Origin of the sequence: Arthrobacter sp. ISL-69 (assembly GCF_018613775.1) — a bacterium.
In the GTDB taxonomy this organism is placed as follows: Bacteria; Actinomycetota; Actinomycetes; order Actinomycetales; family Micrococcaceae; genus Arthrobacter.
Genome location: NZ_JAGGPO010000005.1, coordinates 153,583 through 179,812, shown reverse-complemented (window position 1 = coordinate 179,812; position 26,230 = coordinate 153,583). Strand labels below are relative to the sequence as shown.

The window sequence follows — 26,230 nt, the reverse complement described above, 5'->3', positions numbered from 1 at the left end:
TACCTCACAGCATAATCTACCATGTGACATTGCACAGGTGGTTCAAATGGGTGCCGGGCCGAAACCCGGCACCCGGGTTTGCCGACTTGCGTCAGCTGGAAGGGGCAGGGAGGGCTAGCTTGCGGGAACTACGTACTGCTTTTCGGCGACCTTCCCGAGTCCTTCGGACAGCCCGGCGTCGGTCAGGAGCTTGGTGATGGTGCCATCCGCGCGCTGTGCGGTGATGCCGGCGTTGAGTGCCTCCTGGAGGCTCTTGTTGCCCTTGGTCATCGGGAATGCGGCTTCGGGTGCGTGGGCGATTGCCCCGACGCGTGCGTCTGGTTTCTCGTTAGCGAGCGAAACCTTGACGCCGGCGGCGCCCTTGAACTGAAGCACCTGCACGCCGTAGGCGTCGACGTCGGCGTCCAGGCGGCCGGCGTCGAAATCCGCCTTGAGCTCGACGCTGCTGGGGTAGGTGACGAGCTTGTCGCCCAGGATCTTCTTGAGGTCCTCGACCCACAGGTAGCCGTCGATCGTGCCGACCTTGCTCATCTTTTCAAGTTCCGAAACGGTGGTGGCGCCCGACTTGGAAACGATGCCCATGCCGTCGAGGTAAGTGGAGGCGGAGAAGTCGACAGCCTTGAGGCGCTTCTCGGTTGCGTCGATGGTGCCCACTGCGAGGTCGATGTTGCCGCCTGAGATCGACTGCACGGCATCTGCGTAGGTGGCTTGCTGGTAGGCCGGTTCGAGGCACTCGTCCTTGGCAATCTTGCTGACGATCGCGATGTCGATGCCGATGGGCTTGCCGCTGTTGTAGCTGCTGAACGGCGGGATATCGATGACGCCCACCGTGAGCTTGCCCGGTGCGACGGTCTGGATGCCGGGGTGCTTCGGGGTGCATGAGGCGGTGCTTGCGTCCGAGGATCCGCCGCAGGCTGTCAGGCCGAGGCTGAGGGCGATCGCGCTGGCAGTCAGGATGCCGGCGCTTTTGAGGCGGTGGGTATTCATGGTTCCTCCTGTGGGTGTTGGGGGTGCTGCGGGATGTGGTGGAGTGGTTAGGTGTGGCGGGCCATGCGCTTCTCGAAGAAGACGGTGATCCACGTGGCCGGCATCGAAATGACGGCGTAGCAGAGGCCTGCGAGGGTGAAGATCTGCAGATAGTTGAAGTCCTGGCTGCCGATGTTGTACGCCGTCTTCATCAGCTCGGGGACGGCGATTCCGTATGCCAGGGAGGTGCCTTGGAACATCTGGATCGCGACTCCCATGAGCCCGGGGATCGCCGATCGCATGCCTTGCGGCATGATGACGCGGAAGAAGGTGTCGCGCTGCGACAGGCCAAGGGCGTTGGAGGCCTCAAGCTGTCCGCGGGCCACCGACTGGAGGCCGGCCCGCATGATCTCGCTCGAATACGCCGCTGAGTTCCACGTGAGGGCGAGGCAGGCGGCGGTGATGCTCTCGAACGCGATCCCGAACTTCGGCAAGCCGTAGTAGAAGAGGTAGAGGATCACCAAAGCAGGTGCGCCACGGCCAATCTCGACGACGGCGAGCCCCAGGGTGCGGACGGCCAGGTTCTTGGAGGTCACCATGAGGCTGAGCGCCAGGCCCAACGGATAGCCGAAGAAGATCGAGATGCCGGCGATCAGGAGGCTGACACCGAGGCCGGACATCATCTGTGGGAGGTAGCCCGCCCATTCTGTTAGCCAGGTCATGCGTAGACAGCCTTCCTCATGCGGGAGTCGAGTCGACGGGACAAATAGGCAACCGGCAAGCTGAGCACGATGTAAAGGATGCCCACGATGATGTAGGGCAGGATCCCCTCCACCGTGGGGTGCTGCCGGGCGAAGGCCTGGGACTGGAAGACCATCTCGGTGACGATGATCGTGGAGGCGATCGAGGAGTCCTTGAGCAGGCCTGTCAGGTAGGTGGCAATGGAGGGGGAGACGATGCGGAAGGCCTGCGGGACCATCACGCCGTAGAAGGTGGTTCCGCCGGTCAAGCCCAGGGCATGAGCCGCCTCGCCTTGGCCGCGCGGAACGGACTGTAGCCCACCGCGGTAGATTTCGGCGAGATAGGCAATGGAGACAACGCCCAGGCCGACTATTGCGGCGCCGACGGGGTTGAACTTGAACGTGCCGATCTGGATGCCGAACTTGAGCAGGAAAAGCCAAACGATGATCGGGACTCCGCGGACCAGGTCCACGAAGAGCCGCGACACCAGCCGCACAAGAATGTTCGACGACGATAAGCCCACGGCCAGGGGAACGGCGCCCACGATGCCGATGGCGAACGCTGACAGCGTCAGCATGATCGTCATAGGCAGTCCCTGAAGTACTGCTGAAAGGGCGTCCATATCAGCGCTCCAGCACGGCCCGGAGGAAGCGGCGGGTGCGGGCTTCCTTGGGGTCGCTCATGATGGCGCGCGGATCGCCCTGCTCGATGATCTTGCAATCGGCCATGACGACGAGCGTGTCCGAGACGTCCCGGGCGAACTGCATTTCATGGGTGACCACGATCATCGTCATACCGTCCCCGGCCAGTTCGCGCATCACGGCCAGGACTTCGAGCCCCACCTCGGGGTCCAGGGCCGATGTCGGCTCGTCGAAGAGCATGATGGCCGGATCGAGTGCAAGGGCTCGGGCGATGGCGATGCGCTGCTGCTGGCCGCCGGAGCATTTCCCCGGATGCTGGTCCGCCTTCTCCTTGAGGCCCACCCTCTCCAGCAGTTGCCTCGACCGTGCATCGGCCTCTTCCTTGCTGCGACCGAGGACTTTCTGCTGGGGGAAGCTGATGTTCTTCAAGGCGGACATGTGCGGAAACAGGTTGAAGGACTGGAACACCATGCCCACTGTGCGCCGCAGGGCCGCAAGGTCGCGGCTGTTGACATCCTTGCCGGGCTCGATGGTGTGCTGGTCTACCTGGATGGTGCCGGAATCCGGACGCTCCAGGAGGTTGATGCATCTCAGGAACGTGCTTTTACCGGCGCCTGAGGGTCCAATGAGGGCGGTGACCGTCCCCGGTTCAACGTGCAGGGACACGTCGTCGAGGACGGTGTGCTCGCCGTAGCGCTTCGAGATGTTGTCTAGCTTGATACCCAGACGAGGTGCGAGCTTGCCGTCTGCGATTTCTGAAAGGGTCATAGCGATCTTCCATGTGGGGGCCAAGGGACCGTCGATCGATGTGGGCTATGTCACGTGATATGTGAAATGGTACATGTCACAGGCGACTAAGGGAAGACCTAAGTTTCGGGTGGCTCAGAGCTTCAGCCGTCGCGTTCCCGGGACGACTCGCACAGTCCTTAGTCCTGTTTGGGCAGCGTGGCCTTTTGCACCAGGTCGGCCATCCAGGGCCGTGTTCCGTGGTGGAGCACCATGCCCTCGGGCAATCCCTGGATGGTCGCCTCGGAGCCGGAAACGTCGATGGTGATGCGGCCGCCGGCCATGGGCGCGTTCGTGATGCGGAGGTCCCCATAGGATTCCGGCAGCACGGGGTCCATCCACAGCCCGCCCTCGGAAACGTGCGGGTTGTAGCGCATCAGGTTCGTCACGAGGTAGATCGGTGTGGTGGCCGCCCATGCCTGGGGCGAGCACGCGGTGGGGTAGGGCACGGGAGCGGTGAAGTGCTGGCGGTCGAAACCGCAGAACAGTTCGGGCAGCCGCCCCTCCGAATACTCGGCCGCGTCCAGCAGGGCCGTGGAGATCCGCTGCGCCTCCTCCACGAACCCGTAGCGGAGAAGGCCGGCCTGGATGACCGCGTTGTCGTGCGGCCAGACCGAGCCGTTGTGGTAGCTGGCGGGGTTATAGGCGCCCATGTCGGTTGCCAGGGTACGCACTCCCCAGCCGCTGAACATTTCCGTGGACATCAGCCGTTCCACCACCATCGGCGCCTTGTCCTCGTCGATGATGCCGTTCCACAGGCAGTGGCCCATGTTGGACGCGCACGCATCAACCTGACGCTTGTTGCCGTCCAGCGCGATGGCGTAGTAACCGCGCTCGGGCATCCAGAACTGTTCGTTGAATTGTTTCTTCAGCCGTGCCGCGCGGTCCCGGAGGTCAGAGGCCAGAGCCTCGTCACCGGCGTCGTACGCCAACCACGACCTCGCCATGTACGCGCCGTAGACATACCCCTGCACCTCGCACAGCGCGATCGGCCCCTCGGCCATGCGGCCGTCGGCGAAATTGACGCCGTCCCACGAATCCTTCCAACCCTGGTTGATCAGGCCGCGTTCGTTGAGGCGCGCGTATTCGACGAACCCGTCGCCGTCGCGGTCCCCGTAGTTCCGGATCCATTCCATCGCCCGGTCCGCATGGGGCAGCAGCGCGGCAATGGTCTCCGCGCCAAAACCCCAGCGGCTCACCTCGCCGAGGACTATCAGGAACAGCGGCGTTGCGTCGACGCTGCCGTAGTAGGACGATTTTCCGCCCAGCGCCAGACCGCTGGAGACGTCGAGCCTGACTTCGTGCAGGATCTTCCCGGGCTCCTCCTCGCTCATCACATCCACGGCGCTGCCCTGGCGGTCGGCCAGCGTCTGCACGGTGCCCAGGGCGAGGGATGGATCCACAGGCATCGACATGATGGAGGCAAACAGCGAATCGCGGCCGAAAAGCGTCATGAACCAGGGCGCACCGGCAGCCACGACGATCCGGTCCGGGTGCTGCGGATCCTCAATCCGCAGGGCGCCAAGGTCGTCGTAACTGCGGCGGATGGTTCGTTCGATGGAGCGGTTGCCCATGTGCAGCACGGGAATCTTGGACACCCATGCCTGCCGGCGCACGTCGCGGGGGGACAGCTCCCCGGCAGCAGGGTGGGCGAACGGCTCAGCGGGGCCCGCGCCGTCCACCTTGGGCACCACGCTGACCCGGGTGTTCCACTCTCCGTGCGACGGGATGACCGTCCGGTAGGTCAGGGCCTCCGCTTCGATGTCGGCGCCACCTGCATTGACGACGACTCCCTTTCGGACATCCTCCCAGGCGGCCCGGATGGTCAGCGTGTCACCGTCCCGCTCGCGGCTTTCTTCCCAGCGCCGCTGGATCCGGGCCTCCTTGACCTCGAAGAGGTCCGCGAAATCCGCTTCAACGCTCAGTTCCACCACGCACTCTGTGGCGTCGGACGAGTAGTTCCTGATGGTGATCACTTCCAGGATTCCCGCACCGACTTCCCGCAGCCGCTCCACGATCAGCGGGCTGTCCGCGTACCCGTCCGAACGGGGCACACGGCCTGCAAACAAAGCGCGGTACGGCTCCTTCGTCTCCGCCGCCAGCGGCTCGATGGACTGGCCGTTGACGGTCAGGTTCCAGCGGGACAGGATCCGGGTGTCCTCATGGAAAACCCCGTGCGGGTGTTCCGGATGGATGTCCCCGTTGGCCGAAGAGATACAGAATGATGAACCTTCCACCAGCGTGACCGTTCCGGACCCCAATGGCCCGGCAGCTGTATCCGCGTTCCATCCGGCCATCGCCGACTCCTTCAGTGGATTGACACCGCTGAGGCGGCGCCCGGCTGCAAATGTGGCCCGGCCACAATCCAGCGACGCCGCCGCCTGCCTGTGTGAATGACGCTACGCCTAGCTACACCGTGATGCCAGAGTGGACCCGCGGCCGGGTCTTGAGCCAATCCTTGCATTGGCTTGAGCCGATGCTGAGCTACTTTCGCGACACTCGAAGGGAACAGTTCAAGGAAGATCTTGTCCGCGCACTGGGGATGGTGAAGGTCCGCATGGAAAATATTCAAGCCGGCGAAAAACTGCTTGGCGAAGCCCTGGCGCGCGCCGCCGTCCAGCTGTTGAGGCATAGCCCCGAGTACCGGAGGCGGGCCCTCCACTACGTGAAGCACTCGTGGAAGGTGTACTCCCTCTCCCGTGCCCTGGCCAAAGCCCTGGAAGACTCCTGGGAGGCCTCCAGCTGGCCCGGCGACCGGCTCCAGGTCGGTACGTACATGTCTGAACGGGTCGAAAAGGTCACCCGGCTTATCCAGCGTGAAGCCAGAACCTACGCGGCGGGCTAGCCGAAAAGACGGTCAGACCCACCTGACGCCGTAGCTGCAAATAGCGCTATTGGGATGACCGGGTCACTGCCCGCAACTGCAGGTAATCCGGGGCGGTGGCTGCACGGTGCACGCAACCGACGGATGTTCCGTATGGGCCGCAAGCACCTTGGCGACCAGGAGGTTCCAGCCCGGGTGTTGCAGCGTTCGGGGCTGCCGGCAGGACCATGAGGACGACGACCGCCGCCGATGCGCCAATTGTTTTCAGCCCTTGGAAGAGCGAACGTGCAACGTCAGCAGATTCATTGATGGTTTCCGCGATGTGGCCCAAGGGGCAGTGCGGCGGGGATGCCAAGATTTCGAGGATCCGGACAGCGGTGAGCGGCGAGAGCGCCGCCGGCAGGAGGCCCGGATTCAGGAAAGCTTGCATTCTGGAACGGACACCACGCAAACCCCGGAGTGCCGCGCGGCAGTTCCGGCACGTGCGGACGTGTACGTCCACTTTGGCCTGGCCTGCCGCCGTGGTGCGGTCGAGGGCAGATTCGGCCAACATGCGCAGCATGGAGTCGCAGCCGCGGCTTTCGGAGTCGCGCAGATACACCAGGAGATAGGCCTCACGAAGTCCTTTGCGGGCACGCCGGAGTAGGGCTGAGAGTGCGTTGGGGGCGACGTCGAGAAGCGGCGCGGCCTCACGCGGCTTCAGTCCTTCGATCTCGACATACCACAGGACTTTTCGCCAGCGAAGGGGGAGAGTCGCGAAGGCCTCCGCGACGAAGTCGTGTTCCTTGGAACCGTTGAGGAGCCCGTCAGTGTTCTGGCCGTCAGCCAGCTCGATGATTCGCCCTGACGGATGCTCGGCGGACGAATGGCGGTCACATGCCGCAGTGCGGACAGCCCTCAGGAGATATGGTCTGACCGGGCCGTCTGGCCCTCTTCCGCGTCGCATTGCAGTCAGGGACTTAAGGAATGCCGTAGCGGCGACGTCTTCGGCATCATGTGACGACCTGCTCAGCACGTTGGCATAGGCCAAGGCCGGTTCCCAGTGGGTTCTGAACAATTCCAGGACGGCCCCGGTCTTGCCTTCCCGGCAGTCCTGTACAAGCCTTGCCTCAGCTTCTGCCACGGCGGCTCCCGTACCCGCAGACGCGCCGTCCGGCGGGGTTGCGGCGGCCTTCACAGCACTGCCCGGCACGCGGAAACGACACGTGATTGACGGCAAAGGGTGGGCATAGTGACTCCGGGCGGACGACTAAATCCTGCTGGCGCGGAAATGTGGTAGCGCTAACATAATCACCTAATGAAGGGTTCAGGGCGTTTTGGTCATAAAAAACATGAACAAGTCAGTGCGTGACGGTGGAGGCTTCTACCCGCGGTGCTCGGACCCGCGGCGTTCGGACTCGCGGTGCTCGGCGCCGGATGGGGCCTCGCTGTCCCCGCGGCCGATCGAAGCCAGCAACCGGTCCAGGGAACGCAGCACCCCGCCGGTACGCCTTAGGGTGAGAACCGGGTCGACCGGGCTTGATCCCGCACTGGTGGCGGCGACATAGTCAGCCCACTCACGGTTCAATTGCTCGAACTCCCACTGGCCCACTGATAGGGTCAGCCGCCCGTCAGGTCCTTCCGACATACCGAACACCCCCCAATTACTGCGTATGCTGATTGGTCCCTATTTTACCGGTCAGCGGCGATCCGGCCTCCCGACAGGCCCCGGGATCCCGTGCTGGAACGGCCCGCCGCAGTTGCGCTGCTGCCAGCCGCAAACGAATCGCCGGCCACGATCTTCCAGCCGGCAGTCGTTTCGCGGGTGTTGGTGGGCCACGCTGCCGGTGCGGGCCGGAGCGGGCAGCGGAAATCGGCAATACTTCACTGAACCCTGCCCGCCTCTTTCAAGATCGGCAGACCCGCCAGCCAGGCGTGGTGATTCCGGGCATGCCGGCTGAGTGGACGGCTATACCGTAACGCTCTTCCGGCGGTGGCGAGGCTCAGGCCTTCCCGTTTCAGGGCTTCCTCAATGTCACGGATGCTGCCGATCCCGAGGCCGTTAATCTCGTTCTTTAGATCCTGCCGCGAGCGTGCAATCAGCTGTCCGATGCTGTTCACGCCGTGTCGGGCGAGGCCGTTTGCTGCCCGTGCAGGCAGGCGCAGCTCAGCTATCGGACGAGCCCGCTGCAGCTCAATTGAACGCGTTGACAAAGTCTTCTGGCCGTCCGGCATCACAAGAATCCTCCCGCAGTAATTAGGATCCCGCCGCGACGGCGGAATCACCCGGAGTTCTAACCGTGCTGCCCGGAGTCCGTGACGGACAACTGCGGGCCGGGCCCCAAGGCCCGGACCAGCCAACCCCTGCAAACGCTTTCACAACAATTTCGGTTTCCGCGTCATGAAACAGGCCCGCCCGCGGTAAATGGGGTGAGGCGCTTGCAGTGCGTTCTCGCTTTTCGGCGTCGAGGGCAGGCAACCACATGGAAACAATTGAGCACGTTTCACCGGGGAGCGGGCATCGGCGCCGTGCAGCATCCGACGAGCCATCCGGCGGTATCCGCGGCGATGAATCGGATTTGATTGCCGGCGTCCGGGCCGGGGATGCAGAGTCCATGGCGGTGCTGTATGAACGGTACCGCGAGCCGGGGCTGCGGTTCATCCGGGGTCTAATGTCCGGCGCCCAGGAGGCCGAGGATGTGCTTCATGACGCGTTCGCCAAAGCTGTTGGCGCGATCAGGAACGGCTACGGGCCCACGGATGTGTTTGGCCCGTATCTGAGCACCGCAATCCGTTCCGTGGCTATGACGTTCTGGAACAAACGTGTCCGTGAGCAACCGGCACCCGACGAAGACCTGGATCCGGGACCTGTCGATGACCAGCGGCTCGAGACGGTCCTGACTGTGTTCGAGCAGGAACACGTCGCTGCTGCGATGCGTTCCCTGCCGGAGCGCTGGCGGACGGTGCTTTGGTACGCCGAGGTCATGGGCGAGAAGCCACGAAACATAGCACCGATCCTGGGCCTCGAACCCAACGCGGTGTCCGCGTTGCTAATCCGTGCCAAGGCGGGGCTGCGCACCGCGTACGAGCAACAGCGCGGATCGGAACTGAGTTAGGCTCACTGGCCTGGATCGTTGCTGGCTTGAATCGATGCTGACGAAAATTTTCTTCAGGCTGTGGGCTTCAAGTCGGTGAGATCCACGATGCTTCCCGTGACTGCTGCTTCCCGCACGGCCCAGATCCCGGCAATTGCGACGTCCTCGTACGCATAGGCCACCGAGGTGAGCATCACCTCACCATCCTCTGCGACCAGTCGGAACCTGAAGCAATCGTCCGCGTCCTTAAACAGTTCGAACAAAGCGGCCATGGGTCGTTCTCCTAACGTGATGCGAATCGTTCACAACGCAGGGTCTTAACCGCATGGCGAGGTGATCATGACGGCAGCAGCCCCGTTGACCCTGATTAAACCGAGAACGACGGCGACACTCCGGACTCGCCGGTGCGTCGCCGTCGTTCTTTGGCGAAGAAGGCCTGGAGCGTCAGCCGCGCAGCCGCTCCATGCCGGGATCGAACAGCGGTTCGGCCGTGACGGTCGCCGCGATGCGCTCGCCGAAGTACTCCACCTCCACGGAATCACCGACGGAGACAGAGGCCGGCAGCCAGGCGTAAGCAATCGGCTTGCGCACCGAGTAGCCGTATGCCGCGCTCGTGACGTACCCAGCGGATCGCGGCGCAGGTCACGGGTCAGTGCGACACAGAGCAGCAGCATGACCAGCACGAAGGGCAGGGCGGCCACGATGGTGATGCGCTGCAGGCCGGACAACGCCTCGGACGGTTCATCTCCGCCGGCAAGGAGCATGACTGCTGCCACTCCACCAGTCAGCAGGCCCCAGAAGATCACAAGCCCGCGGCGGGGTTCGCTGGAGCCGTTGGAGCTCAGGGAGGCCATGATGATGGACGCTGAGTCTGCTCCGGTGATGAAGAAGATGGCCACCAGCACCATGGCCAGGACGATGACTGCGGCGGTGGCCCAGGCAGGCATGTTCAGGTTCTTGACCAGGTCGAAGAGGGCGCCGTCGAAGGAGATGGAGGGTGCGCCGTCGACCATTTTCACGAGGCCGTCGGCGGGATTCTCTGTCTTATCGGCCTGCTGCTGGATGCTGAAGGCGGTGCCGCCGAAGATGCCGAACCAGATCACGCTGACAATGCTGGGAACCAGCAGTACTCCGGTGACAAACTGCCGGATGGTGCGTCCCCGGCTGATGCGGGCGATGAACATGCCAACAAACGGTGTCCAGGACAGCCACCAGGCCCAGTAGAAGATGGTCCAGCTGGACATCCAGCTCCGCAGTGCCTCGTCTCCCACGGCTTCCGTCCGGGAGGACATTTCCGCAAGGTCCCTGGCATAGTCGCCGACCGCGGCTGGAATCAGGTTGAGGATAAACAGGGTGGGGCCGGCAACAAAGACGATGAGTGCCAGGACGACGGCCAGGACCATGTTGATGTTGGACAGCCACTGGATGCCGCGGCTGATGCCCGAGAACGCGGAGGCCACGAAACATGAGGTCAGGATGGCGACGATCACCACGAGCACAGGGGTGCCGAGTTCCCCGACCCAGCCGTTGGACGTCAGGCCGCTGCCGATCTGGAGGGCGCCCAAGCCCAACGATGCAGCGGTACCGAAGAGTGTGGCGAAAATTGCCAGCACATTAATGAACTTGCCGACGGGTCCCTCAACCATCCTGATGCCAAAGAGCGAGGTGAAGCCATGACTGGGTGCAGGAGAAGGTAGGGGATATCGTTCCGCTGTAGTTGGGGCATCGTTCCGGTGGTTGAGCCTGTTTCGACAGGCTCAACCACCGGTTCGGTGTTTAACGGCCGGTGTAGCCCATCTTTGCGCTGATCTGCAGGCCGGCCTGTTTCAGTGCTTCGAGGAGTCCCGGGGCCGTTTCCGGATCAAAGCGGAAGGCCGGGCCGGAGATGCTGACTGCCCCGATAACCGCACCCAGATGGTTGTACACGGGTACGGACATCGAGTTGAGCCCGATTTCGAACTCCTCCCGGACCACTCCATAGCCCTCGCGGGCGACGTCGAGGAGCTGGGTTTCGAGCTTGTTCCTGTTGGTGATGGTCCGCGGCGTCCGGGCCGGAAGTCCGGTCTCCTTCAGGACGCGGTCCCGGTCATCGGCGGACAGTGCCGCCAGCAGGACTTTCCCGCTCGAGGTCGCGTGGAGCGGCGTCAGGCTGCCCACCCAGTCGTAGGTTGCCAGCGTTGACGGGCCCATGGCCTGGTCCACGTTGACGGCGTAGTTGGAGCGCAGGACGGCGAGGTTCACCGTCTCCTTGAATTCCTCAGCCAGGTTTTCCAGCACGGGCCGGGCCTCGCAGACCAGGCTGAGCCGCCCGGGGATGGAGCTTGCCAGCCTCAGGATGCCGAACCCCAGCTGGTACTTACCGCGATCGCTGTTCTGGTGGACCATTTCCCTGCCCACCAGCGAACCCAGCAGCCGGGAGACGGTGGACTTGTGGATGCCCATCTCCTCGGCGATGTCGCTCACGCCCGCATGGCCGTCGCGCGCCAGGATTTCCAGGACTGCGAGGGCCCGGTCCACTGACTGGACACCGCCGTGCTGGCCTGACTCCGCATCGACGTCGGATTCGGGGTCATTCTTCGAAGCCATGATCCACACTCTCAAGTAGTTTCTGCGGCTTGCCTACCTGCCACATGGCCGCCGTAGCGTCCTCTCGGTTAGTTCCACACTTTCGATCCTATGCCGTGGGGTGTGACGCTGCCGACATTGCGTTAAACGGTTTGACGCGCCCCGCGTGCCCCCGGCGGCGCGGTCAGCGCAGGTCCAGGCGCATCAGCACACGGGGGAAGCCGTTGACCACGGAGTCGGTGTCGGCGGCCTTGGTGAAGCCTGCCCTTTCGAAGAGCTGGCGCGTGCCCACATATGCCATGGTCAGGTCGACCTGGCTTCCCTGGTTATCGACGGGGTAGCCCTCGATGGCTGGCGCACCGTAGCTGCGGGCGAAGTCGACCGCCCCCTGCAGCAGGTGGTGGGAGATTCCCTCGCCGCGGTGCCCGGGCCGCACCCGGATGCACCACGCCGACCACACGTCCAGGTCGTCCACGTGGGGGATCTTGCGGTTGCGGGCAAAGCTGGTGTCGGCGCGCGGATGGACACCCGCCCAGCCCACCACCTCATCGCCGTCGTACGCGATCACCCCGGGCGGCGGATTCTGTTTCACGAGCTGCTTAACCAGCTCCCCGCGCTCAGTGCCGCGCAACTCCACGTTCTGCTTGGAGGGGATGCGGTAGCTCAGGCACCAGCACACGGACGCGTCGGGCCGCTTGGGTCCAACCATCGTTCGTACGTCCTCGAACGCCGTTGCCGGACGAATTTCGATCGCCATGTCGTGCAGTCCTCCCGTGTGCCGTTCCGGTCCAGGGCCTAACGGAGGCCGTTGCTGTGGGCCATGGCGATCGCTTCGGTGCGGGACGAAGCGCCGACCTTCCGGTAGATGTTGCGGAGGTGGAACTTCACGGTGTTCTCGCTGATGTGCAGTTTCACCGCGATGGCCCGGTTCCGCTGGCCGGCGGCCAGCAGCTGCAGCACCTCGAGTTCCCGCTCACCGAGCTTCCAGTCGGAGACGTCTGCCAGGTGGCGGGCCGGCGGGTCGAGGGGGAGTGAGACGGCGACGTCGGCACCCCAGCCGGGCATCACATCCACCGACATGCTGCCGTCAAGGGCTTCGACGCGCTGGGCGAGGCGGGCCATGTTCGGTGCCTCCGCGGACAGCTCGCCGGGACCGTCGTCGCGGACGTTGACCAGGAGGTTCTCGCCGTCGCAATCCCACTGCGTGCGGATCCGGCGGACGCCTGACTGGTCCACCATGGCAAGCACCAGTCCGCGGACAATCGCCCGGGCCGCGTGGGCAACCTCGCCGGGCAGCGCGCGGCCGTTGACGGGAGGCTCGATGAACTGGACGTCGATGCCGCTGAAATTCATCAGTGGTTTCAGGTCCTCGCGGAGGCGCTGGAACGCGGTGGCAACGGGCTCCTCCACGAGTTCCGTGGTGCGGTCGTTCAGGGTGCGGAGCCCCACCAATGCCTTGGCGGCGACGTCGGTGGCGGACCTCCGCGCCGCGTTGTCATCCAGCGCGGGCGACCGCAACGCGGCGAGCAGGGTTTCGAGGGTGGTGGAGTGGCGGTCCACCAGTTCGGCGGTCACCCGGACCCGCTCGGCCGAGGCCGCGCGGGATTCAATGAGGTACGACGGCGGCGCGTCGGCCACCTTCTCCCGGATCCGCTCGGCTGCCAGCGTCCAGAGGTAGCGGAGCATCCGCCCTGCCGCAGCGTGTTGGGCGGGGTCCGGCAGGGGCTGGGGATCGGCGAGGACCAGCAGGGCATTGCTCGGCGACGACAGGGCAAGGACCGGGTGCGGCTCACCGCCAAGCACCGCTTCGCCCAGCCAGCCGTCGCCCTGCCAACCTGCGCCCTGCCAGGAGCCAGTGCCGGCATCCTCGCCGGAACCATCCTTGCCGGGATCGTCACCGCGCAGCGACGCCCGGATGTGGTCCAGTTCGGCGATGGACACGCGGCTGATGATCGACTCGTCGCCGGCCTTCTTCTGCGGCCGGCCCGTGCAGTCCTCGGTGAAGATAACCAGGGCCGTGCTGCCCAGGTAGGGGAGGGTGGCCTCCCGCAGCCGCTGGGCAATGGTGGCCAGCGGAGCGGTGGACAGGGCGGCGATGGCCTCGAGCAACGGCTGCGCCTCCCCAACAAGCCGGGGCAGGTCGGGCCGGGGAGAGGAATGGACGTCGGGTGCATCGGTGAGGGTTTCCACCTGCCTAGTTTAGGGGCAGGTCCGGAATCCACCTATCCGTTTGGGTAGTAAAGACCATTCGATGATGGCGTTGGACCCACCCGGCAGGCGGGCGAGGATAGATAGGTAACAACATTCGTGAAGGAGGTACAAGCCCATGAGCGTCATCGCAGACACCGATCCGGCCGCCCTGGCCGATACATCCCGGGCCTTTAGCCGCAACCGGGCTCTTGTCCGGGACGAAATCAGTGAAGTGTTCCAGCGCGTTGACCCGGCACAGGTCGCGGCCCTGGTGACCGAGCTCAGGCTGGCCGACAGGATCTTCGTGACCGGTGCCGGGCGCAGCGGCCTTGTCCTGAAAATGGCGGCCATGCGGCTCATGCACCTGGGGCTGACCGTGCACGTCGTCGGCGAGACGACGGCGCCTGGCATCCGTGCCGGCGACCTGCTGCTCGCAGCCTCCGGTTCCGGCACCACCGCAGGAGTCGTCAAGGCGGCAGAAACCGCGGCCGGCCAGGGTGCGCGGGTTGCTGCCTACACCACCAGGCCCGGTTCCCCGCTCGCGGCAGTTGCTGCCGCCGTCGTACTCATCCCGGCCGCCCAAAAGACGGACCACGGCTCGGCCGTGTCCCGGCAGTATTCGGGCAGCCTCTTCGAACAGGTGCTGTTCGCCACCACCGAAGCGGTGTTCCAAAGCCTCTGGGACGATAACGCGGCGGCCGCGGAGGAACTCTGGCAGCGCCACGCGAACCTCGAATAGAACCCCCACCTACCCCTGCTCCATCGAAACCCCAAACCAACCCCAAGCTGAAAAGAGACCACTCGTGAAACTGCAAGTCGCCATGGACGTCCTGACCGTCGAAGCCGCCCTCGAACTCGCCGCCAAAGTTGCCGAATACGTGGACATCATCGAACTCGGCACGCCGCTGGTGAAGAACGCCGGCCTGTCCGCCGTCACCGCCATCAAGACCGCCCACCCGGACAAGATCGTGTTCGCAGACATGAAGACCATGGACGCCGGCGAGCTGGAAGCCGAGATCGCGTTCAGCGCCGGCGCGGACCTGGTGTCCGTCCTCGGCAGTGCCGACGATTCCACCATCGCCGGGGCGGTCAAGGCAGCGAAGGCCCACAACAAGGGCATCGTTGTTGACCTGATCGGCGTCTCGGACAAGGTGACCCGCGCCAAGGAAGCCCGGGCCCTGGGAGCCAAGTTCATCGAGTTCCACGCCGGTCTCGACGAGCAGGCCAAGCCGGGCTACAACCTGGACGTCCTGCTCAGCGCCGGTGAGGAAGCCCGTGTTCCGTTCTCTGTCGCGGGCGGAGTGAACATCTCCACCATCAACGCCGTGCAGCGCGCGGGCGCGGATGTCGCCGTCGTCGGCGGTTCCATCTACAGCGCGGACGATCCCGCCGTCGCCGCCAAGGAGCTGCGGGCCGCGATCATCTGATCCCGACGCGCCCGGCCACCCGGCGGTCCGGGGTCGGGCGCTGTCTGGGGCCGTGCAAGTGTCCCTCGCGAAGCAAGTGTCCGGCGCGCCGGCGGGTGATTTTCAGTGCCGGATTCGAGTAGTGGAGGCCGTTCCGTACGGACCGCGGCCATGCCAAACTTGGTGGACTATCGATTGACTGGGGGGATCCACGTCAGGAGATTGTCATGGGAATTAGGATCCACCCCCGCGCTTCGTGCTCCCAGTTGGTGGTGAGCAACCCGTGATGATCGGCTGGGCTTACCTCATGGCGGCGATCATGACCGTGGACTCACTCCTGCTGGGGCTGCTGCTGCTGAACATGAAGTGGCCAAAGAGCTGGAAGAGAAACGGCTGAGTCCATCGCGACGTGGCAATCCGGCATTCACAGCATGCCGACAGGATCCGAACAGCAGCGCCACACCTTGGCGCCGCATCTTTGAGTAAGGGACGGCGCAAACCGGCCGTTCTTCCCAAAGAGCCGTTTCACACGGCGGATCGAGGAGACATCAGATGTCACGCATGAAGAGAATCACGCTTGGCCTTTCGGCCGGGGCATTGGCGCTGGGCGCCGGACTGGGAGTCACCGGGATGGCATCGGCGGCCGAAACCCCAAGCCCCAGTGCCACCGCATCGGCCGCGGCCACCACGCCGGCAGACGGCTCCGCGGCCACAGACGGCGGAATGCGGGGCGGCCACAAGGGCGGCGACCGCGGCCAGCTGGCAGCTGGCCTGGCCGCCAAGCTTGGCGTGGAGGAGGCCAAGGTGACCGAAGCCCTCCAGGCGTTCCGGGATGCCAACAAGCCGGCCGAAGGCACCAAGCCAGCTGAGGGCACCAAACCGGACCGCTCCGCCCAGGACGCGGCACTGGCCAAGTCCCTGGCTGCGTCGCTCGGCGTCGAGGAATCCAAGGTCACCGCAGCGCTGGAGGAAATCCGCGCCGCCGGCCAGGCCGAACGCGCGGCCGCCCTCAAGACCAGGCTCGACCAGGCTGTCAGCGACGGCAAACTCACGCAGGCCGAGGCGGACGCCGTCACCAAGGCCGTGGAAAGCGGGGTGATCGGAGGAGGCGGCCGACAGGAAGCTGGGCCTTCCTCGCAGTAAACGCAAGAGTCCCCCGGGCAGTGCTCACAGCCCGGGGGACTCTTCCCTTTCAGGACGCTCTCTCACTTCCTGCCGATTTTTCGGCGACGCTCTCTCACTTCCTGCCGCCTGAGGCGAAACGCTCTCTCACTTTCTGCGCGCTGACACGAAACGCTCTCTCACCAGTGAGAGAGCGTTTGGGTTTTCGTTGCGAAAAGTGAGAGAGCGTCGTGGAAGGGGAGCTGCTTAGAGGACCTTCCGGATGGTTTCCTCGAAGCTCGTGACGTGGTGCAGGGCCAGCTCGCCCGCCTTGTCGGCGTCCCCGGCCGCCACCGCTTTGAGCAGCTCCACGTGTTCAGTGATGTGGCCGCTGACTGAGGGCACCTTGTCCAGGACCACGCACCAGATGCGCGTTGCCAGGTTGTCGTAACGGATCAGGGTGCTTTCCAGATGCGGGTTGGCGGCCGCCTTGTAAATCAGCCGGTGCACCATCAGGTCGTAGCGCATGAGGTCGCGCGACTCCCCCTGGCCGGGGGCCAGCTCCGCGATGGCGTCGGCTACGCGCAGCAGTTCCTGGCGCATGGCAGCACTTGCCCTGCTGGCAGCGCGGCGGGCGGCCAGCGGCTCCAGCAGTTCGCGGATTTCCGAGACATCCGCCAGTTCCGTGAAATCCACATTGGTGGCAAAGGTTCCGCGGCGCGGATAGGAAATGACCAGGTGGTCCACTTCCAGCCGCTTGATCGCCTCACGCACGGGAGTGCGCCCAAATCCGAGCTCGGCGGCCAACTGCCCGTCATTGATGGGTTCACCGGGCCGTATTTCGAGCATGATCAGCTTGTCGCGCAGCTGCCTGTAGGCGGCCTCCGCCTGTGACGGTGCCTCGTCTTCCGTCTGAGGCAGGGCAAGAAGTGCATTCAAGGCGCCGCTCCGTTCTTCGCTGCAGGTTCGAAACTTCCAAGCGGAAGCTTCGTGCCACTTTCGTTCAGCTATTGACTGTGCTGTGATCTCAATCATACCATTGACCTCACGTTGATATATCAGTCATAACAATAGTGGTATTTCAAAAGGAGCATCCGTGGTTGAGCAGTTGAACGAGCGACTTTCCGCAGTCGATCCCGAGGTCAAGCAGGCCATCAACAATGAGCTGGGCCGCCAGCAGTCGACGCTGGAAATGATCGCCTCGGAGAATTTCGCCCCGTCCGCCGTCATGGAGGCGCAGGGCTCCGTCCTGACGAACAAGTACGCCGAGGGCTACCCCGGCAAGCGCTACTACGGCGGCTGCGAGCACGTTGACGTGATCGAGCAGCTCGCCATCGACCGGGTCAAGGCCCTGTTCGGCGCGGAATTTGCGAACGTCCAGCCGCACTCCGGCGCTCAGGCCAACGCCGCCGCCATGTTCGCCCTGCTGAACCCGGGCGACACCATCATGGGCCTGAACCTGGCGCACGGCGGCCACCTCACCCACGGCATGAAGATCAATTTCTCCGGCAAGCTTTACAACGTGGTCCCGTACCACGTGCGTGAATCAGACCTCCGCGTGGACATGGCCGAGGTCGAGGCGCTGGCCCTGGAACACCGGCCCAAGCTGATCGTTGCCGGCTGGTCCGCCTACTCCCGCCAGCTCGACTTCGCCGAGTTCCGCCGCATCGCCGACCTGGTGGGCGCCTACCTGATGGTGGACATGGCGCACTTCGCCGGCCTGGTGGCAGCAGGGCTGCACCCGAACCCGGTGCCGTACGCCGACGTCGTCACCACCACGCATAAAACCCTGGGCGGCCCGCGCGGCGGAGTCATCCTCGCCAAGGAGGAGTACGCCCGCAAGATCAACAGCGCCGTGTTCCCCGGCCAGCAGGGCGGCCCGCTGGAGCACGTCATCGCCGCCAAGGCCGTGGCCTTCAAGCTCGCCGGCACCCCGGAATTCAAGGAACGGTCCGTGACTCCGCAGTGGCATCCGACCGGGCCCGCATCTGATCTGGTTGAACGCAGCCGGAACCCTCTCTCACTAATTACAGAAAAAACCGGAACCCTCTCTCAAGGGTGAGAGAGGGTTCCGGTTTTTGGTGCGAAAAGTGAGAGAGCGTCCTAGACGCCCAGGGCTTCCTTCAGCGCGGCGACGTGGCCCTGTGCCTTGACCTGGTACTGGGTCAGCTTCACTTTGCCTTCAGGATCGAGCACCACGGTGGAGCGGACGATGCCCTCGGTGACTTCGCCGTCGCGCAGTTTTTCGCCCCAGGCGCCGTAGGCCAGTGCCACGGAGTGGTCCTCGTCGGCCAGGAGCGGAAAGGTCAGTGCGAAGTCGCCGGTGAAGTGGGCCAGTTTTTCGGGGGCGTCGGGGGAGACGCCCAGGACCTCGTAGCCGGAGCCCTGCAGGGACTCGAGGCTGTCGCGGAAGTCGCAGGCCTCGGTGGTGCAGCCGGGGGTGGCCGCTTCCGGGTAGAAGTACACAATGACGTTCTTGCCGCGGTAATCGGCCAAGGATGTCGGCTTGCCTTCAGCGTCAGGCAGGGTGAAGTCCGGTGCCTGGGTTCCGGGCTGGAGCTTGGTGGTCAGGGTGGGGGGCATGATGGTCCTTCTGGAGTCTGATTACTGACAAAAGCGATTGGTACTCAGTCGGTTCTACTGAAACAACCACGGGTTCAGAGTCAGTATTCCGCCGGCCAGCCCGGTGACCCTCCGAGTAACGCCTAGACCTGGTCCTTGAGTGCCTCGGTGCGTTCCTGGATAAACGTGCGGAGCGTGTCAGTCTGCTCTGCCAGTTCCTCCTGCGTGAGGTCATCGCTGGGAGGCACGACGGCGGCGATCCGGTCCAGGAGGCCGGCGGCGGTTCCGCTGGCGAACAGCTGCTCATAGAGGTCCGCGTAGGCGTTGTCGTATAGGGACTGGAACGCCTCGGAGGCAAGGAACCGCTCCTTGAGCTCGTTGCCGCCCTTGCCACCGCCCGTCCGGGCGCCGGCGCCGGCATCGGCCGGAGCTCCCGCCGGCGGCGACCCGCCGTCGTCATTTCCGCCTGGAGGCCGCTGCATACCGGCGCCTCCGCCCATGCCTCCGCCTCCGCCGATGGAGACCTCCTCATCCGGGGAGGCCGTGGCGTTGCCCGTCATGGCCAGGTTCAGGTCCCAGGAAATGACGGAGATCTTCTTGGTGTCGAGGTCGTACCAGAGGTAGTAGTTCTGGCCGGGGCCGGCCATGTCGTCGCCGTTGACCAGCAGATTCATCGTGGCCGCATAGCGTGCGAACGATTCCACATCCACCCGGTTGGCCAGCTCGGCATCAAACTCCTCATCGCTGGCTTCGGAGAGCCACTTGAGGAAATCGACAATGGGCTGGAGGTCCTCGGTGTCCTCCGCATTGAGCTGTTTGAACTGCTCTTCGTAAGTTGCAAGGTCATCGCCCTGATACGTGAAGCTGGACTCCGCGTCGGACTTATAGAGCACGCCCGGGGTGTCGAAGAGGGCGTCGGCGTAGGCTTTGTCCGGGTTTTCGACCAGCAGCCTGGTCTGGGTGGTGCTGCCATTCACGGAGTAGGTGGTGTAGGCGTAGCGCTGCGTGGCCTGGCCGCTCGCCTCGGTGAGGGCCAGCGCCAGGGCCTCGTTCAGGACCGGCGAGCCCGGGCGCAGCGAGAGCTGGGTGAGCCCCTGGTAAGTCTGGCCGTCAACGTACTTATCGAAGTCAATCAGCAGCGGCAGCGATTCCGGAACGTCGGAGGAGATGCCGGACGAAACCGCGGCCCTGCCACCCCTTGCTCCGTCTCCGTCGCCGCTGAGGCTGCGCAGCGTCGAGTTGCCCTTGAGCCGCACTCCGATGCCGGAGACGAGCGTGCCGTCGATGGTGATGTCCGCCTGGATCCATTCCTTGGACCCGTCTGCTTCGTAGGCGGCGATCATGTCGGCGTAGGCAGCCTCGTCCCATTCAATGCCGACTTCATGGGAGGCGCCGTCGGCGAAGAGGGTGGTCTCCGCCGTCGGTGTTCCGGCGCCTGCTTCCGCGCCTGATTCAGCGGCTGCGCCACTGCCCGCGGAGGCCGCGGCTGTTGCCGTCCCGGACGGGTCTGTAGCCGCGCCGGCTCCGCACCCGGTCAGAGCCAGGGTGAACGCGACGAGGGACGAGGATAGGACGGTGCGGGGGGAACGTCGCATGGACTGCTGCTTTCAAGCTCGGAGATGGTCCATGCAACGTTCCCCGTAGCACCTGTGCCGTTGCTGTGCCTGGCCCATGCGGCCGGTATGACCCGGCCGCACGGCGCCGACGCGCTGCCTCTTACAGCCCCAGCTCCTCGCGGAGCGTGGCAACGTGGCCCTGTGCGTCCACCTGGTAGCGGGCCAGCGTGACGCCGCCGTCAGCGCCAATGACCACGGTGGAGCGCAGCACGCCCTCAGTGATTTCGCCGTTGAGGACTTTCTCGCCCCAGGCTCCGTACGCCAGGGCGACGGCATTGTCCTGGTCGGAGAGCAGCGGGAAGTTCAGCCTGAAATCTCCGTTGAACTCGGCGAGTGCCGCGGGGGCGTCGGGGGAGATGCCGATGACCTCGTAGCCGGAGCCCTGCAGCGACGCCAGGTTGTCGCGGAAGTCGCAGGCCTCGGTGGTGCAGCCGGGAGTGGCAGCCTTCGGGTAGAAGTAGACGATCACGTTCCTGCCCCGGTAGGACGCGAGGGATACAGCCTTCCCGGCGGCATCCGGCAGGGTGAAATCCGGAGCCGGCGTGCCGGGCTGAAGCCTTGCGGTGAGAGCGGTGCCGGTGAGCGCTGTGGGCGTGAAAGCCATGGTGGCCTGGTCAATGGGGGTCATGGTGTTCCTCATGTTTTCTCAGATGCAGTATTCCGCAGGTCCGCGCACTTTGGCGTGGGGACCGGGGACGAACTGGTAGCCGCCGCCGCGCACCGTGGCGATCGCATGCCGGCCGCGGTGCAGCTTCCGCCGCACCCGGCCAACGTACACATCGATGGAACGGGAGGCCGCTGCGGGGGAATCGAATGATTCGAGGAACAGCCGGAGCTCTTCCCGGCTGATGGCCCGCGAACAATTCTCCACGAGATAGCGCAGGAGTTTGAATTCGACGCCGGTCAGCGGCACCGGCGCCCCGTCCAGCTTGACCTCGCCGGCGGCAAGGTCCACTGACACCAGGCTCGCGGGCCCGGCCAACGGCGGGAGGGGAGTCGCGCCGTCATCGTCCTCCGGGGAGTCCTCCGGAACGGACGACGACGGCACCTGGGTTCCGCTGCCGGCTGCCCCGTGCGGTCCCCCCGGCGGGGCAGCGTGGGCAGCGGAAGTTGCAGCTCCGGCGGCGGGCCAAACGTGGACTTCCGCCTCCGGAGCAATCTTCAGGGCGCGCGCCAGCAACAGTTCCGCGGCGCGCGCCATCACGGCGTCGTCAATGTCCTGGTCGCCGTCCGGGGTCACCCAGACAGCCAGGCCATGGGCCTTGAGCGCCGGGCCCGGCGTCGCCGGACCCGCCACACATATGCCCCGCGGGGAATGTACCTGGACAGCCATTGGCGTGATGCCTCAGACGCCGCCGCGGCGGATGAGCTTGCCGCCGGGGGTCTGGCCGTCGATTTCATGTCCGCGCAGGAATGTCTTCCGGACCACTCCGGAGAGCGCCTTGCCGTCATACGGCGTAATGGGGTTCTTGTGCTTCAGCTTGGAGACGTCCACCACGAAGGCCTCATCCGGCGCGAACACCGAGAAGTCGGCGTCATAACCGAGCGCCAGCTGGCCCTTGTTGGAGAGGCGCGCCAGGGCGGCGGGCTTCTCGGCCATCCAGGAAACAACCTGCTCCAGCGGGATGCCGCGGTGCCGGGCTTCGGTCCAGATCAGCGACAGGCCCAGCTGCAGCGATGAGACGCCGCCCCAGGCCACGGCGAAGTCGCCGTTTTCCAGGTCCTTCAGGTCAAGGGTCGACGGGGAGTGGTCCGAGACGATGCAGTCGATGGTGCCCTCCTGCAGGCCTTTCCACAGCAGCTCGCGGTTGGAAGCCTCGCGAATGGGCGGGCAGCACTTGTACGCGGTGGCGCCGTCGGGAATTTCCTCGGCCATCAGCGTGAGGTAGTGCGGGCAGGTCTCGACGGTGAGGTGCACGCCGTCGCGCTTGGCTGAGGCGATCATCGGCAGCGCGTCAGAGGAGGACAGATGCAGGATGTGGGCGCGGGCGCCGGTCCAGCGGGCGCGTTCGATCACCTCTGCGATGGCCTTGTTCTCGGCGCCGCGGGGGCGGGAAGCCAGGAACGTGGAGTAGTGGTCGCCGCCGGGGTGGGGCGCGCGGTCGATCGCGTGGGAGTCTTCGGCGTGGACGATCATGAGCGAGTCGAAGGACTTGAGCTCGGCCATGTCCTCTTCCATCTCGTCCGCCTCGAGGTGTGGGAACTCGTCGACGCCGGAGTGCAGCAGGAAGCACTTGAAACCGAACACGCCTTCGTCGTGCAGCGGGCGGAGGTCCGCCTTGTTGCCGGGCACGGCGCCGCCCCAGAACCCGACGTCCACGAACGCCTGGTCCTCGGCCACTTCGCGCTTGAGTTTGAGGCCTTCCACCGTGGTGGTGGGCGGGATGGAGTTCAACGGCATGTCGATGATGGTGGTGACGCCGCCGGCTGCGGCGGCGCGGGTGGCGGACGCGAAGCCCTCCCATTCGGTGCGGCCGGGCTCGTTGACGTGGACGTGGGTGTCCACCAGGCCGGGAATGAGGGTCTCGTCGTCGGCGAGTTCGATCACCTCCGCGCCGGACAGGCCGTTGCCGAGCGGCTCGATGGCGACGATCTTGCCGCCGCGTACGCCCACTTCACGTGCCGCGATGCCGGCGGTGGTGAGGACGCGCTGGCCCCGGATGACGAGGTCAAAGCTTTCTTCAGACATTGAGGGGCTCCTTAGTGCGGACGCTGTTCACTGGCGGGGTGGAACCGACCGGGGCGGAACCGGCCGGGACCAGGTCCGCCAGCTCCACGCCGATGTTCTTTCCCAATTGTTCGAGCAGGGGTCCTGCTTCGGCTATACATATTTCTACCTTGGCCTCCAGGGAGGTCAGAGGGTAGACCTGCCGGAACCCGGAATCCTTCTGCTGCGCCGGCGTCAGCGTGGTCCGGCCGCAGACGGCCACCACCGGAACGCCGGCCCGTGCAGCCGCCCGTGCCACGCCCATGGGCGTCTTCCCGAGCAGGCTCTGTTCGTCCAGGCTGCCTTCGCCGGTGATCACCAGGTCCGCGCCGGCCAGCCGGTCCGCGAGTCCGGTGAATTCCAGGACGACATCGATGCCCGGCCTGCGCGTCGCGGCCAAGACCGCGATGGCGGCGTAGCCCACGCCTCCCGCCGCCCCGGCACCCGGTGCGTCAGCGGCCTTCAGCGCGCGGGGCCCGATCTCGTCGGCGAGCACGTCCACGAAGTGCGAGACCGCAGCGTCGAGGATTGCGACGTCCTCCTGGGCGGCGCCTTTCTGCGGGCCGAAGATCGCCGCGGCTCCTTCCGCTCCGAGCAGCGGGTTGTCCACATCGCTGGCGAGGACAAAACGTGCCTCGTCCAGCCGGGTGTCGAAGCCGGAGAAATCGATCCGGTCCAATCTGGCGAGGGCAGCGCCGCCGGGCGGCAGTTCGTTGCCTTCGGCGTCGAGGAGCTGCGCGCCGAGTCCCTGCAGGACGCCGGCGCCGCCGTCGGTGTTGGCGCTCCCGCCGACGCCCAAAATGATCTGCCGGCATCCGGCGTCGAGTGCTGCCCGGATCAGTTCCCCGGTGCCCAGGCTGGTGGCACCCTTGGCGTCCTTGATGTCGCCCGGTAGGACGGCGAGCCCCGAAGCGGCGGCCATTTCAATGACCGCTTCGCGGCCGCGGACCGCAAACTCCGCCCGGAGCGGCTGCCCGGTGGGGCCGCTGACCAGGGCGCTCCGGCGGGTGAAGCCGGAGCCGACGGCGGCGTCGAGGGTGCCCTCGCCGCCGTCGGCCACCGGAATCCGGATGACGTCCAGGTTGTGGCCCGTGGCCGCCTGCAGCCCCGCATCCAGGTGCCGGGCAACGTCCGGGGCGGACAGTGAGCCCTTGAACTTGTCCGGCGCGATCACGATCCGCATGATTAAGCCTGCATCGCCAGGATGGCGGTGGGGGCGTCCGCGCTGGTCTCGGCCAGTTCCTCGAACTCGTTGACCGCATTTATTTCCACGCCCATGGAGATGTTGGTGATCTTTTCCAGGATCACTTCAACAACCACGGGAACCTTGAACTCGCCGGCCAGCGCCTTGGCCTTGTCGAACGCAGAGCCCAGGTCGTTGGGGTCCTCCACCCGGATGGCCTTGCAGCCCAGGCCTTCGGCAACCTTGACGTGGTCCACGCCGTAGCCGTTCGTCTCCGGGCTGTTGATGTTCTCGAACGCCAGGGAAACGTTCTGCTCCATGTTGAAGCCGCGCTGGGACTGGCGGATCAGGCCCAGGTAGGAGTTGTTGACCACCACGTGGATGTACGGCAGGTTGAACTGCGCACCCACAGCCAATTCCTCGATCATGAACTGGAAATCGTAGTCACCGGACAGGGCAACAACGGTCTCCTCGGGCTTGCCGCGGACAACGCCCAGAGCGGCCGGGGCGGTCCAGCCCAGGGGACCGGCCTGGCCGGCGTTGATCCACTTGCGCGGGCCGAACACGTGCAGCATCTGGGCGCCGGCGATCTGGGACAGGCCGATGGTGGACACGTACGTGGTGTCCTTGCCGAAGGACTTGTTCATCTCCTCGTAGACGCGCTGCGGCTTGATGGGGATGTTCTCGAAGTGCGTCTTGCGGTGCAGGCTGGCCTTGCGCTCGGCGCATTCGGCGGCCCAGCCGGAGTAGTCCGGCAGGGATCCGGCTGCGCGGCGTTCGCGTGCTAGTTCAATCAGACCTTCCAGGGCAGCACCGGCGTCGGATGCGATGCCGAAGTCCGGGGAGAACACGCGGCCGATCTGGGTGGGCTCGATGTCGATGTGCACGAACTTGCGGCCGGCCGTGTAGGTGTCCAGCCCGCCGGTGTGGCGGTTGGCCCAGCGGTTGCCGATGCCGATCACGAAGTCGCTGCGCAGGTAGTTCTCGTTGCCGTAGCGGTGCGAGGTCTGCAGGCCCACCATGCCGGCCATCAGCGGGTGGTCGTCGGCGATGGAGCCCCAGCCCATCAGGGTGGGGATGACCGGAACGCCCAGCAGTTCGGCCAGTTCCACCAGCTGCTCGGAGGCGCCGGCGTTGATGATGCCGCCGCCGGCCACGATCAGCGGGCGCTCGCCTGCGGTCAGCATGTCCAGGGCCTTTTCCAGCTGCTTGCGGCTGGCCTTGGGCTTCTCAACGGGCAGGGGCTCGTAGGTGTCGATGTCGAATTCGATCTCCGCCATCTGCACGTCGATCGGCAGGTCCAGCAGCACGGGACCGGGGCGGCCGGAGCGCATCAGCTGGAAGGCCTTCTGGAAGGCGCCGGGAACCTGGCCGGGCTCCAGGATGGTCATGGCCATCTTGGTGACGGGCTTGGCGATGGACTCGATGTCCACGGCCTGGAAGTCTTCCTTGTGCAGCTTGGCCACGGGTGCCTGGCCGGTGATGCAGAGCATGGGGATGGAGTCGGCCCAGGCCGCGTACAGCCCGGTGATCATGTCGGTGCCGGCAGGGCCGGAGGTGCCGATACAGATGCCGATGTTGCCGTCCTTGGCCCGGGAGTACCCGTCGGCCATGTGGCTGGCGCCTTCAACGTGGCGGGCCAGCGTGTGGCGGATGCCGCCGTGGGCCCGCATGGCCGAATAGAAAGGGTTGATTGCCGCGCCTGGCAGGCCGAACGCCTCGATGGCGCCTTCCTTTTCCAGGATGGCAACCGCTGCATCAACGGTACGCATCTTGCTCATGGTGTGCTCCTAAGAAGTCTGTTTTTGGGTGTGCTGAGGGAAGGCCCGGCGTTCGTCGCGGGGCACTTTGGGGGAGTCTGCGTCGTA

25 protein-coding genes and 3 pseudogenes are annotated in these 26,230 nt (G+C 65.3%); 6 read left to right on the top strand and 22 right to left on the bottom strand.

The features are described from left to right. Window positions 1–114: 114 nt before the first annotated feature. The 5 genes from J7I79_RS01815 to J7I79_RS01795 form a co-directional block, all read right to left on the bottom strand. On the bottom strand, window positions 115–987 hold the full coding sequence (locus J7I79_RS01815) for an ABC transporter substrate-binding protein (protein WP_214949476.1): 873 nt from the start codon (window positions 985–987) through the stop codon (window positions 115–117). A 47-nt stretch (window positions 988–1,034) separates the two neighbouring features. Next, a complete protein-coding gene (locus tag J7I79_RS01810; RefSeq protein ID WP_214949474.1) occupies window positions 1,035–1,688 on the bottom strand; it encodes an amino acid ABC transporter permease in 654 nt (217 codons plus the stop codon). After that, complete coding sequence (locus J7I79_RS01805) at window positions 1,685–2,329, bottom strand: amino acid ABC transporter permease (protein WP_214949473.1); 645 nt, start codon at window positions 2,327–2,329, stop codon at window positions 1,685–1,687. The genes J7I79_RS01810 and J7I79_RS01805 overlap by 4 nt, the downstream gene beginning before the upstream one ends. 1 nt (window position 2,330) lies before the next feature. After that, a complete protein-coding gene (locus tag J7I79_RS01800) occupies window positions 2,331–3,116 on the bottom strand; it encodes an amino acid ABC transporter ATP-binding protein (protein WP_214949471.1) in 786 nt (261 codons plus the stop codon). Window positions 3,117–3,274: 158 nt separating this feature from the next. Beyond that, complete coding sequence (locus J7I79_RS01795; RefSeq protein WP_214949469.1) at window positions 3,275–5,431, bottom strand: glycogen debranching N-terminal domain-containing protein; 2,157 nt, start codon at window positions 5,429–5,431, stop codon at window positions 3,275–3,277. A 260-nt stretch (window positions 5,432–5,691) separates the two neighbouring features. Here J7I79_RS01795 and J7I79_RS01790 point away from each other — a divergent pair, with 260 nt between their 5' ends. Beyond that, window positions 5,692–5,979, top strand: a complete 288-nt coding sequence (locus J7I79_RS01790) for a hypothetical protein (RefSeq protein ID WP_214949467.1) — start codon at window positions 5,692–5,694, stop codon at window positions 5,977–5,979. A 46-nt stretch (window positions 5,980–6,025) separates the two neighbouring features. Here the strand turns inward: J7I79_RS01790 and J7I79_RS01785 are convergent, their stop codons facing one another. From J7I79_RS01785 to J7I79_RS01775, 3 genes are all read right to left on the bottom strand, one after another. Next, on the bottom strand, window positions 6,026–7,081 hold the full coding sequence (locus J7I79_RS01785; protein ID WP_214949465.1) for a sigma-70 family RNA polymerase sigma factor: 1,056 nt from the start codon (window positions 7,079–7,081) through the stop codon (window positions 6,026–6,028). Window positions 7,082–7,321: 240 nt separating this feature from the next. Next, window positions 7,322–7,585 carry a hypothetical protein gene (locus J7I79_RS01780; protein WP_214949463.1) on the bottom strand — a complete coding sequence of 88 codons (264 nt, stop codon included), beginning with the start codon at window positions 7,583–7,585 and terminating at the stop codon, window positions 7,322–7,324. A gap of 236 nt (window positions 7,586–7,821) precedes the next feature. Then, window positions 7,822–8,172: a DNA-directed RNA polymerase subunit alpha C-terminal domain-containing protein gene (locus J7I79_RS01775; protein ID WP_214949455.1), complete on the bottom strand. Its 351-nt coding sequence runs from the start codon at window positions 8,170–8,172 to the stop codon at window positions 7,822–7,824. 248 nt (window positions 8,173–8,420) lie between these two features. On the opposite strand from J7I79_RS01775, the gene J7I79_RS01770 reads away from it, so the two are divergent. Then, complete coding sequence (locus tag J7I79_RS01770; protein ID WP_214949453.1) at window positions 8,421–9,053, top strand: RNA polymerase sigma factor; 633 nt, start codon at window positions 8,421–8,423, stop codon at window positions 9,051–9,053. 53 nt (window positions 9,054–9,106) lie between these two features. Here J7I79_RS01770 and J7I79_RS01765 read toward each other — a convergent pair whose 3' ends face one another. The 6 genes and pseudogenes from J7I79_RS01765 to J7I79_RS01740 form a co-directional block, all read right to left on the bottom strand. Next, entirely contained in the window at window positions 9,107–9,304 is a 198-nt protein-coding gene (locus J7I79_RS01765) for a DUF1508 domain-containing protein (RefSeq protein WP_214949451.1), read from the bottom strand. 172 nt (window positions 9,305–9,476) lie between these two features. Then, a pseudogene (locus J7I79_RS01760) lies at window positions 9,477–9,665 on the bottom strand (glycine cleavage T C-terminal barrel domain-containing protein); the annotation flags it as partial. Continuing rightward, a pseudogene (locus J7I79_RS01755) lies at window positions 9,596–10,711 on the bottom strand (BCCT family transporter); the annotation flags it as partial. The pseudogenes J7I79_RS01755 and J7I79_RS01760, both read right to left, overlap by 70 nt. A 97-nt stretch (window positions 10,712–10,808) precedes the next feature. Then, window positions 10,809–11,618 (bottom strand): IclR family transcriptional regulator, encoded by an 810-nt coding sequence (locus J7I79_RS01750; RefSeq protein WP_214949450.1) that lies wholly within the window; start codon window positions 11,616–11,618, stop codon window positions 10,809–10,811. Between the two features lie 163 nt (window positions 11,619–11,781). Then, window positions 11,782–12,354 (bottom strand): GNAT family N-acetyltransferase, encoded by a 573-nt coding sequence (locus J7I79_RS01745; protein WP_214949448.1) that lies wholly within the window; start codon window positions 12,352–12,354, stop codon window positions 11,782–11,784. 38 nt (window positions 12,355–12,392) lie between these two features. Further along, the gene (locus tag J7I79_RS01740; RefSeq protein WP_214950036.1) at window positions 12,393–13,736 is read right to left on the bottom strand and encodes a response regulator transcription factor family protein; all 1,344 of its coding nucleotides are present in this window, start codon (window positions 13,734–13,736) and stop codon (window positions 12,393–12,395) included. Window positions 13,737–13,923: 187 nt separating this feature from the next. On the opposite strand from J7I79_RS01740, the gene hxlB reads away from it, so the two are divergent. The 3 genes from hxlB (at window position 13,924) to J7I79_RS01725 (ending at window position 16,336) form a co-directional block, all read left to right on the top strand. Continuing rightward, on the top strand, window positions 13,924–14,526 hold the full coding sequence (gene hxlB, locus J7I79_RS01735) for a 6-phospho-3-hexuloisomerase (RefSeq protein WP_214949446.1): 603 nt from the start codon (window positions 13,924–13,926) through the stop codon (window positions 14,524–14,526). 64 nt (window positions 14,527–14,590) lie between these two features. Further along, window positions 14,591–15,214: a 3-hexulose-6-phosphate synthase gene (gene hxlA / locus J7I79_RS01730; protein WP_214949445.1), complete on the top strand. Its 624-nt coding sequence runs from the start codon at window positions 14,591–14,593 to the stop codon at window positions 15,212–15,214. A 531-nt stretch (window positions 15,215–15,745) separates the two neighbouring features. Continuing rightward, window positions 15,746–16,336, top strand: coding sequence for a hypothetical protein (locus J7I79_RS01725; protein WP_214949438.1), 591 nt, complete (start codon window positions 15,746–15,748; stop codon window positions 16,334–16,336). Between the two features lie 225 nt (window positions 16,337–16,561). On the opposite strand, the gene J7I79_RS01720 is transcribed toward J7I79_RS01725, so the two are convergent. Continuing rightward, entirely contained in the window at window positions 16,562–17,233 is a 672-nt protein-coding gene (locus J7I79_RS01720; protein WP_214949436.1) for a GntR family transcriptional regulator, read from the bottom strand. Window positions 17,234–17,390: 157 nt separating this feature from the next. Between J7I79_RS01720 and glyA the strand changes: the two are divergent. Further along, window positions 17,391–18,245, top strand: a pseudogene (glyA, locus tag J7I79_RS01715) (serine hydroxymethyltransferase); the annotation flags it as partial. Window positions 18,246–18,397: 152 nt separating this feature from the next. Here glyA and bcp (J7I79_RS01710) read toward each other — a convergent pair. From bcp (J7I79_RS01710) to gcl, 7 genes are all read right to left on the bottom strand, one after another. Then, on the bottom strand, window positions 18,398–18,877 hold the full coding sequence (gene bcp, locus J7I79_RS01710) for a thioredoxin-dependent thiol peroxidase (RefSeq protein WP_214949434.1): 480 nt from the start codon (window positions 18,875–18,877) through the stop codon (window positions 18,398–18,400). A gap of 122 nt (window positions 18,878–18,999) precedes the next feature. After that, window positions 19,000–20,451 carry a CotH kinase family protein gene (locus J7I79_RS01705; RefSeq protein WP_214949431.1) on the bottom strand — a complete coding sequence of 484 codons (1,452 nt, stop codon included), beginning with the start codon at window positions 20,449–20,451 and terminating at the stop codon, window positions 19,000–19,002. Window positions 20,452–20,572: 121 nt separating this feature from the next. Beyond that, on the bottom strand, window positions 20,573–21,076 hold the full coding sequence (bcp, locus tag J7I79_RS01700; RefSeq protein WP_214950035.1) for a thioredoxin-dependent thiol peroxidase: 504 nt from the start codon (window positions 21,074–21,076) through the stop codon (window positions 20,573–20,575). A gap of 42 nt (window positions 21,077–21,118) precedes the next feature. Beyond that, on the bottom strand, window positions 21,119–21,805 hold the full coding sequence (locus J7I79_RS01695) for a winged helix-turn-helix domain-containing protein (RefSeq protein WP_214949424.1): 687 nt from the start codon (window positions 21,803–21,805) through the stop codon (window positions 21,119–21,121). 12 nt (window positions 21,806–21,817) lie between these two features. Further along, window positions 21,818–23,161 (bottom strand): allantoinase AllB, encoded by a 1,344-nt coding sequence (gene allB / locus J7I79_RS01690; protein WP_214949421.1) that lies wholly within the window; start codon window positions 23,159–23,161, stop codon window positions 21,818–21,820. Further along, window positions 23,154–24,362, bottom strand: coding sequence for a glycerate kinase (locus J7I79_RS01685; RefSeq protein WP_214949419.1), 1,209 nt, complete (start codon window positions 24,360–24,362; stop codon window positions 23,154–23,156). The genes allB and J7I79_RS01685 overlap by 8 nt, the downstream gene beginning before the upstream one ends. 2 nt (window positions 24,363–24,364) lie before the next feature. After that, complete coding sequence (gene gcl / locus J7I79_RS01680; RefSeq protein WP_214949417.1) at window positions 24,365–26,143, bottom strand: glyoxylate carboligase; 1,779 nt, start codon at window positions 26,141–26,143, stop codon at window positions 24,365–24,367. Window positions 26,144–26,230 lie beyond the last annotated feature (87 nt).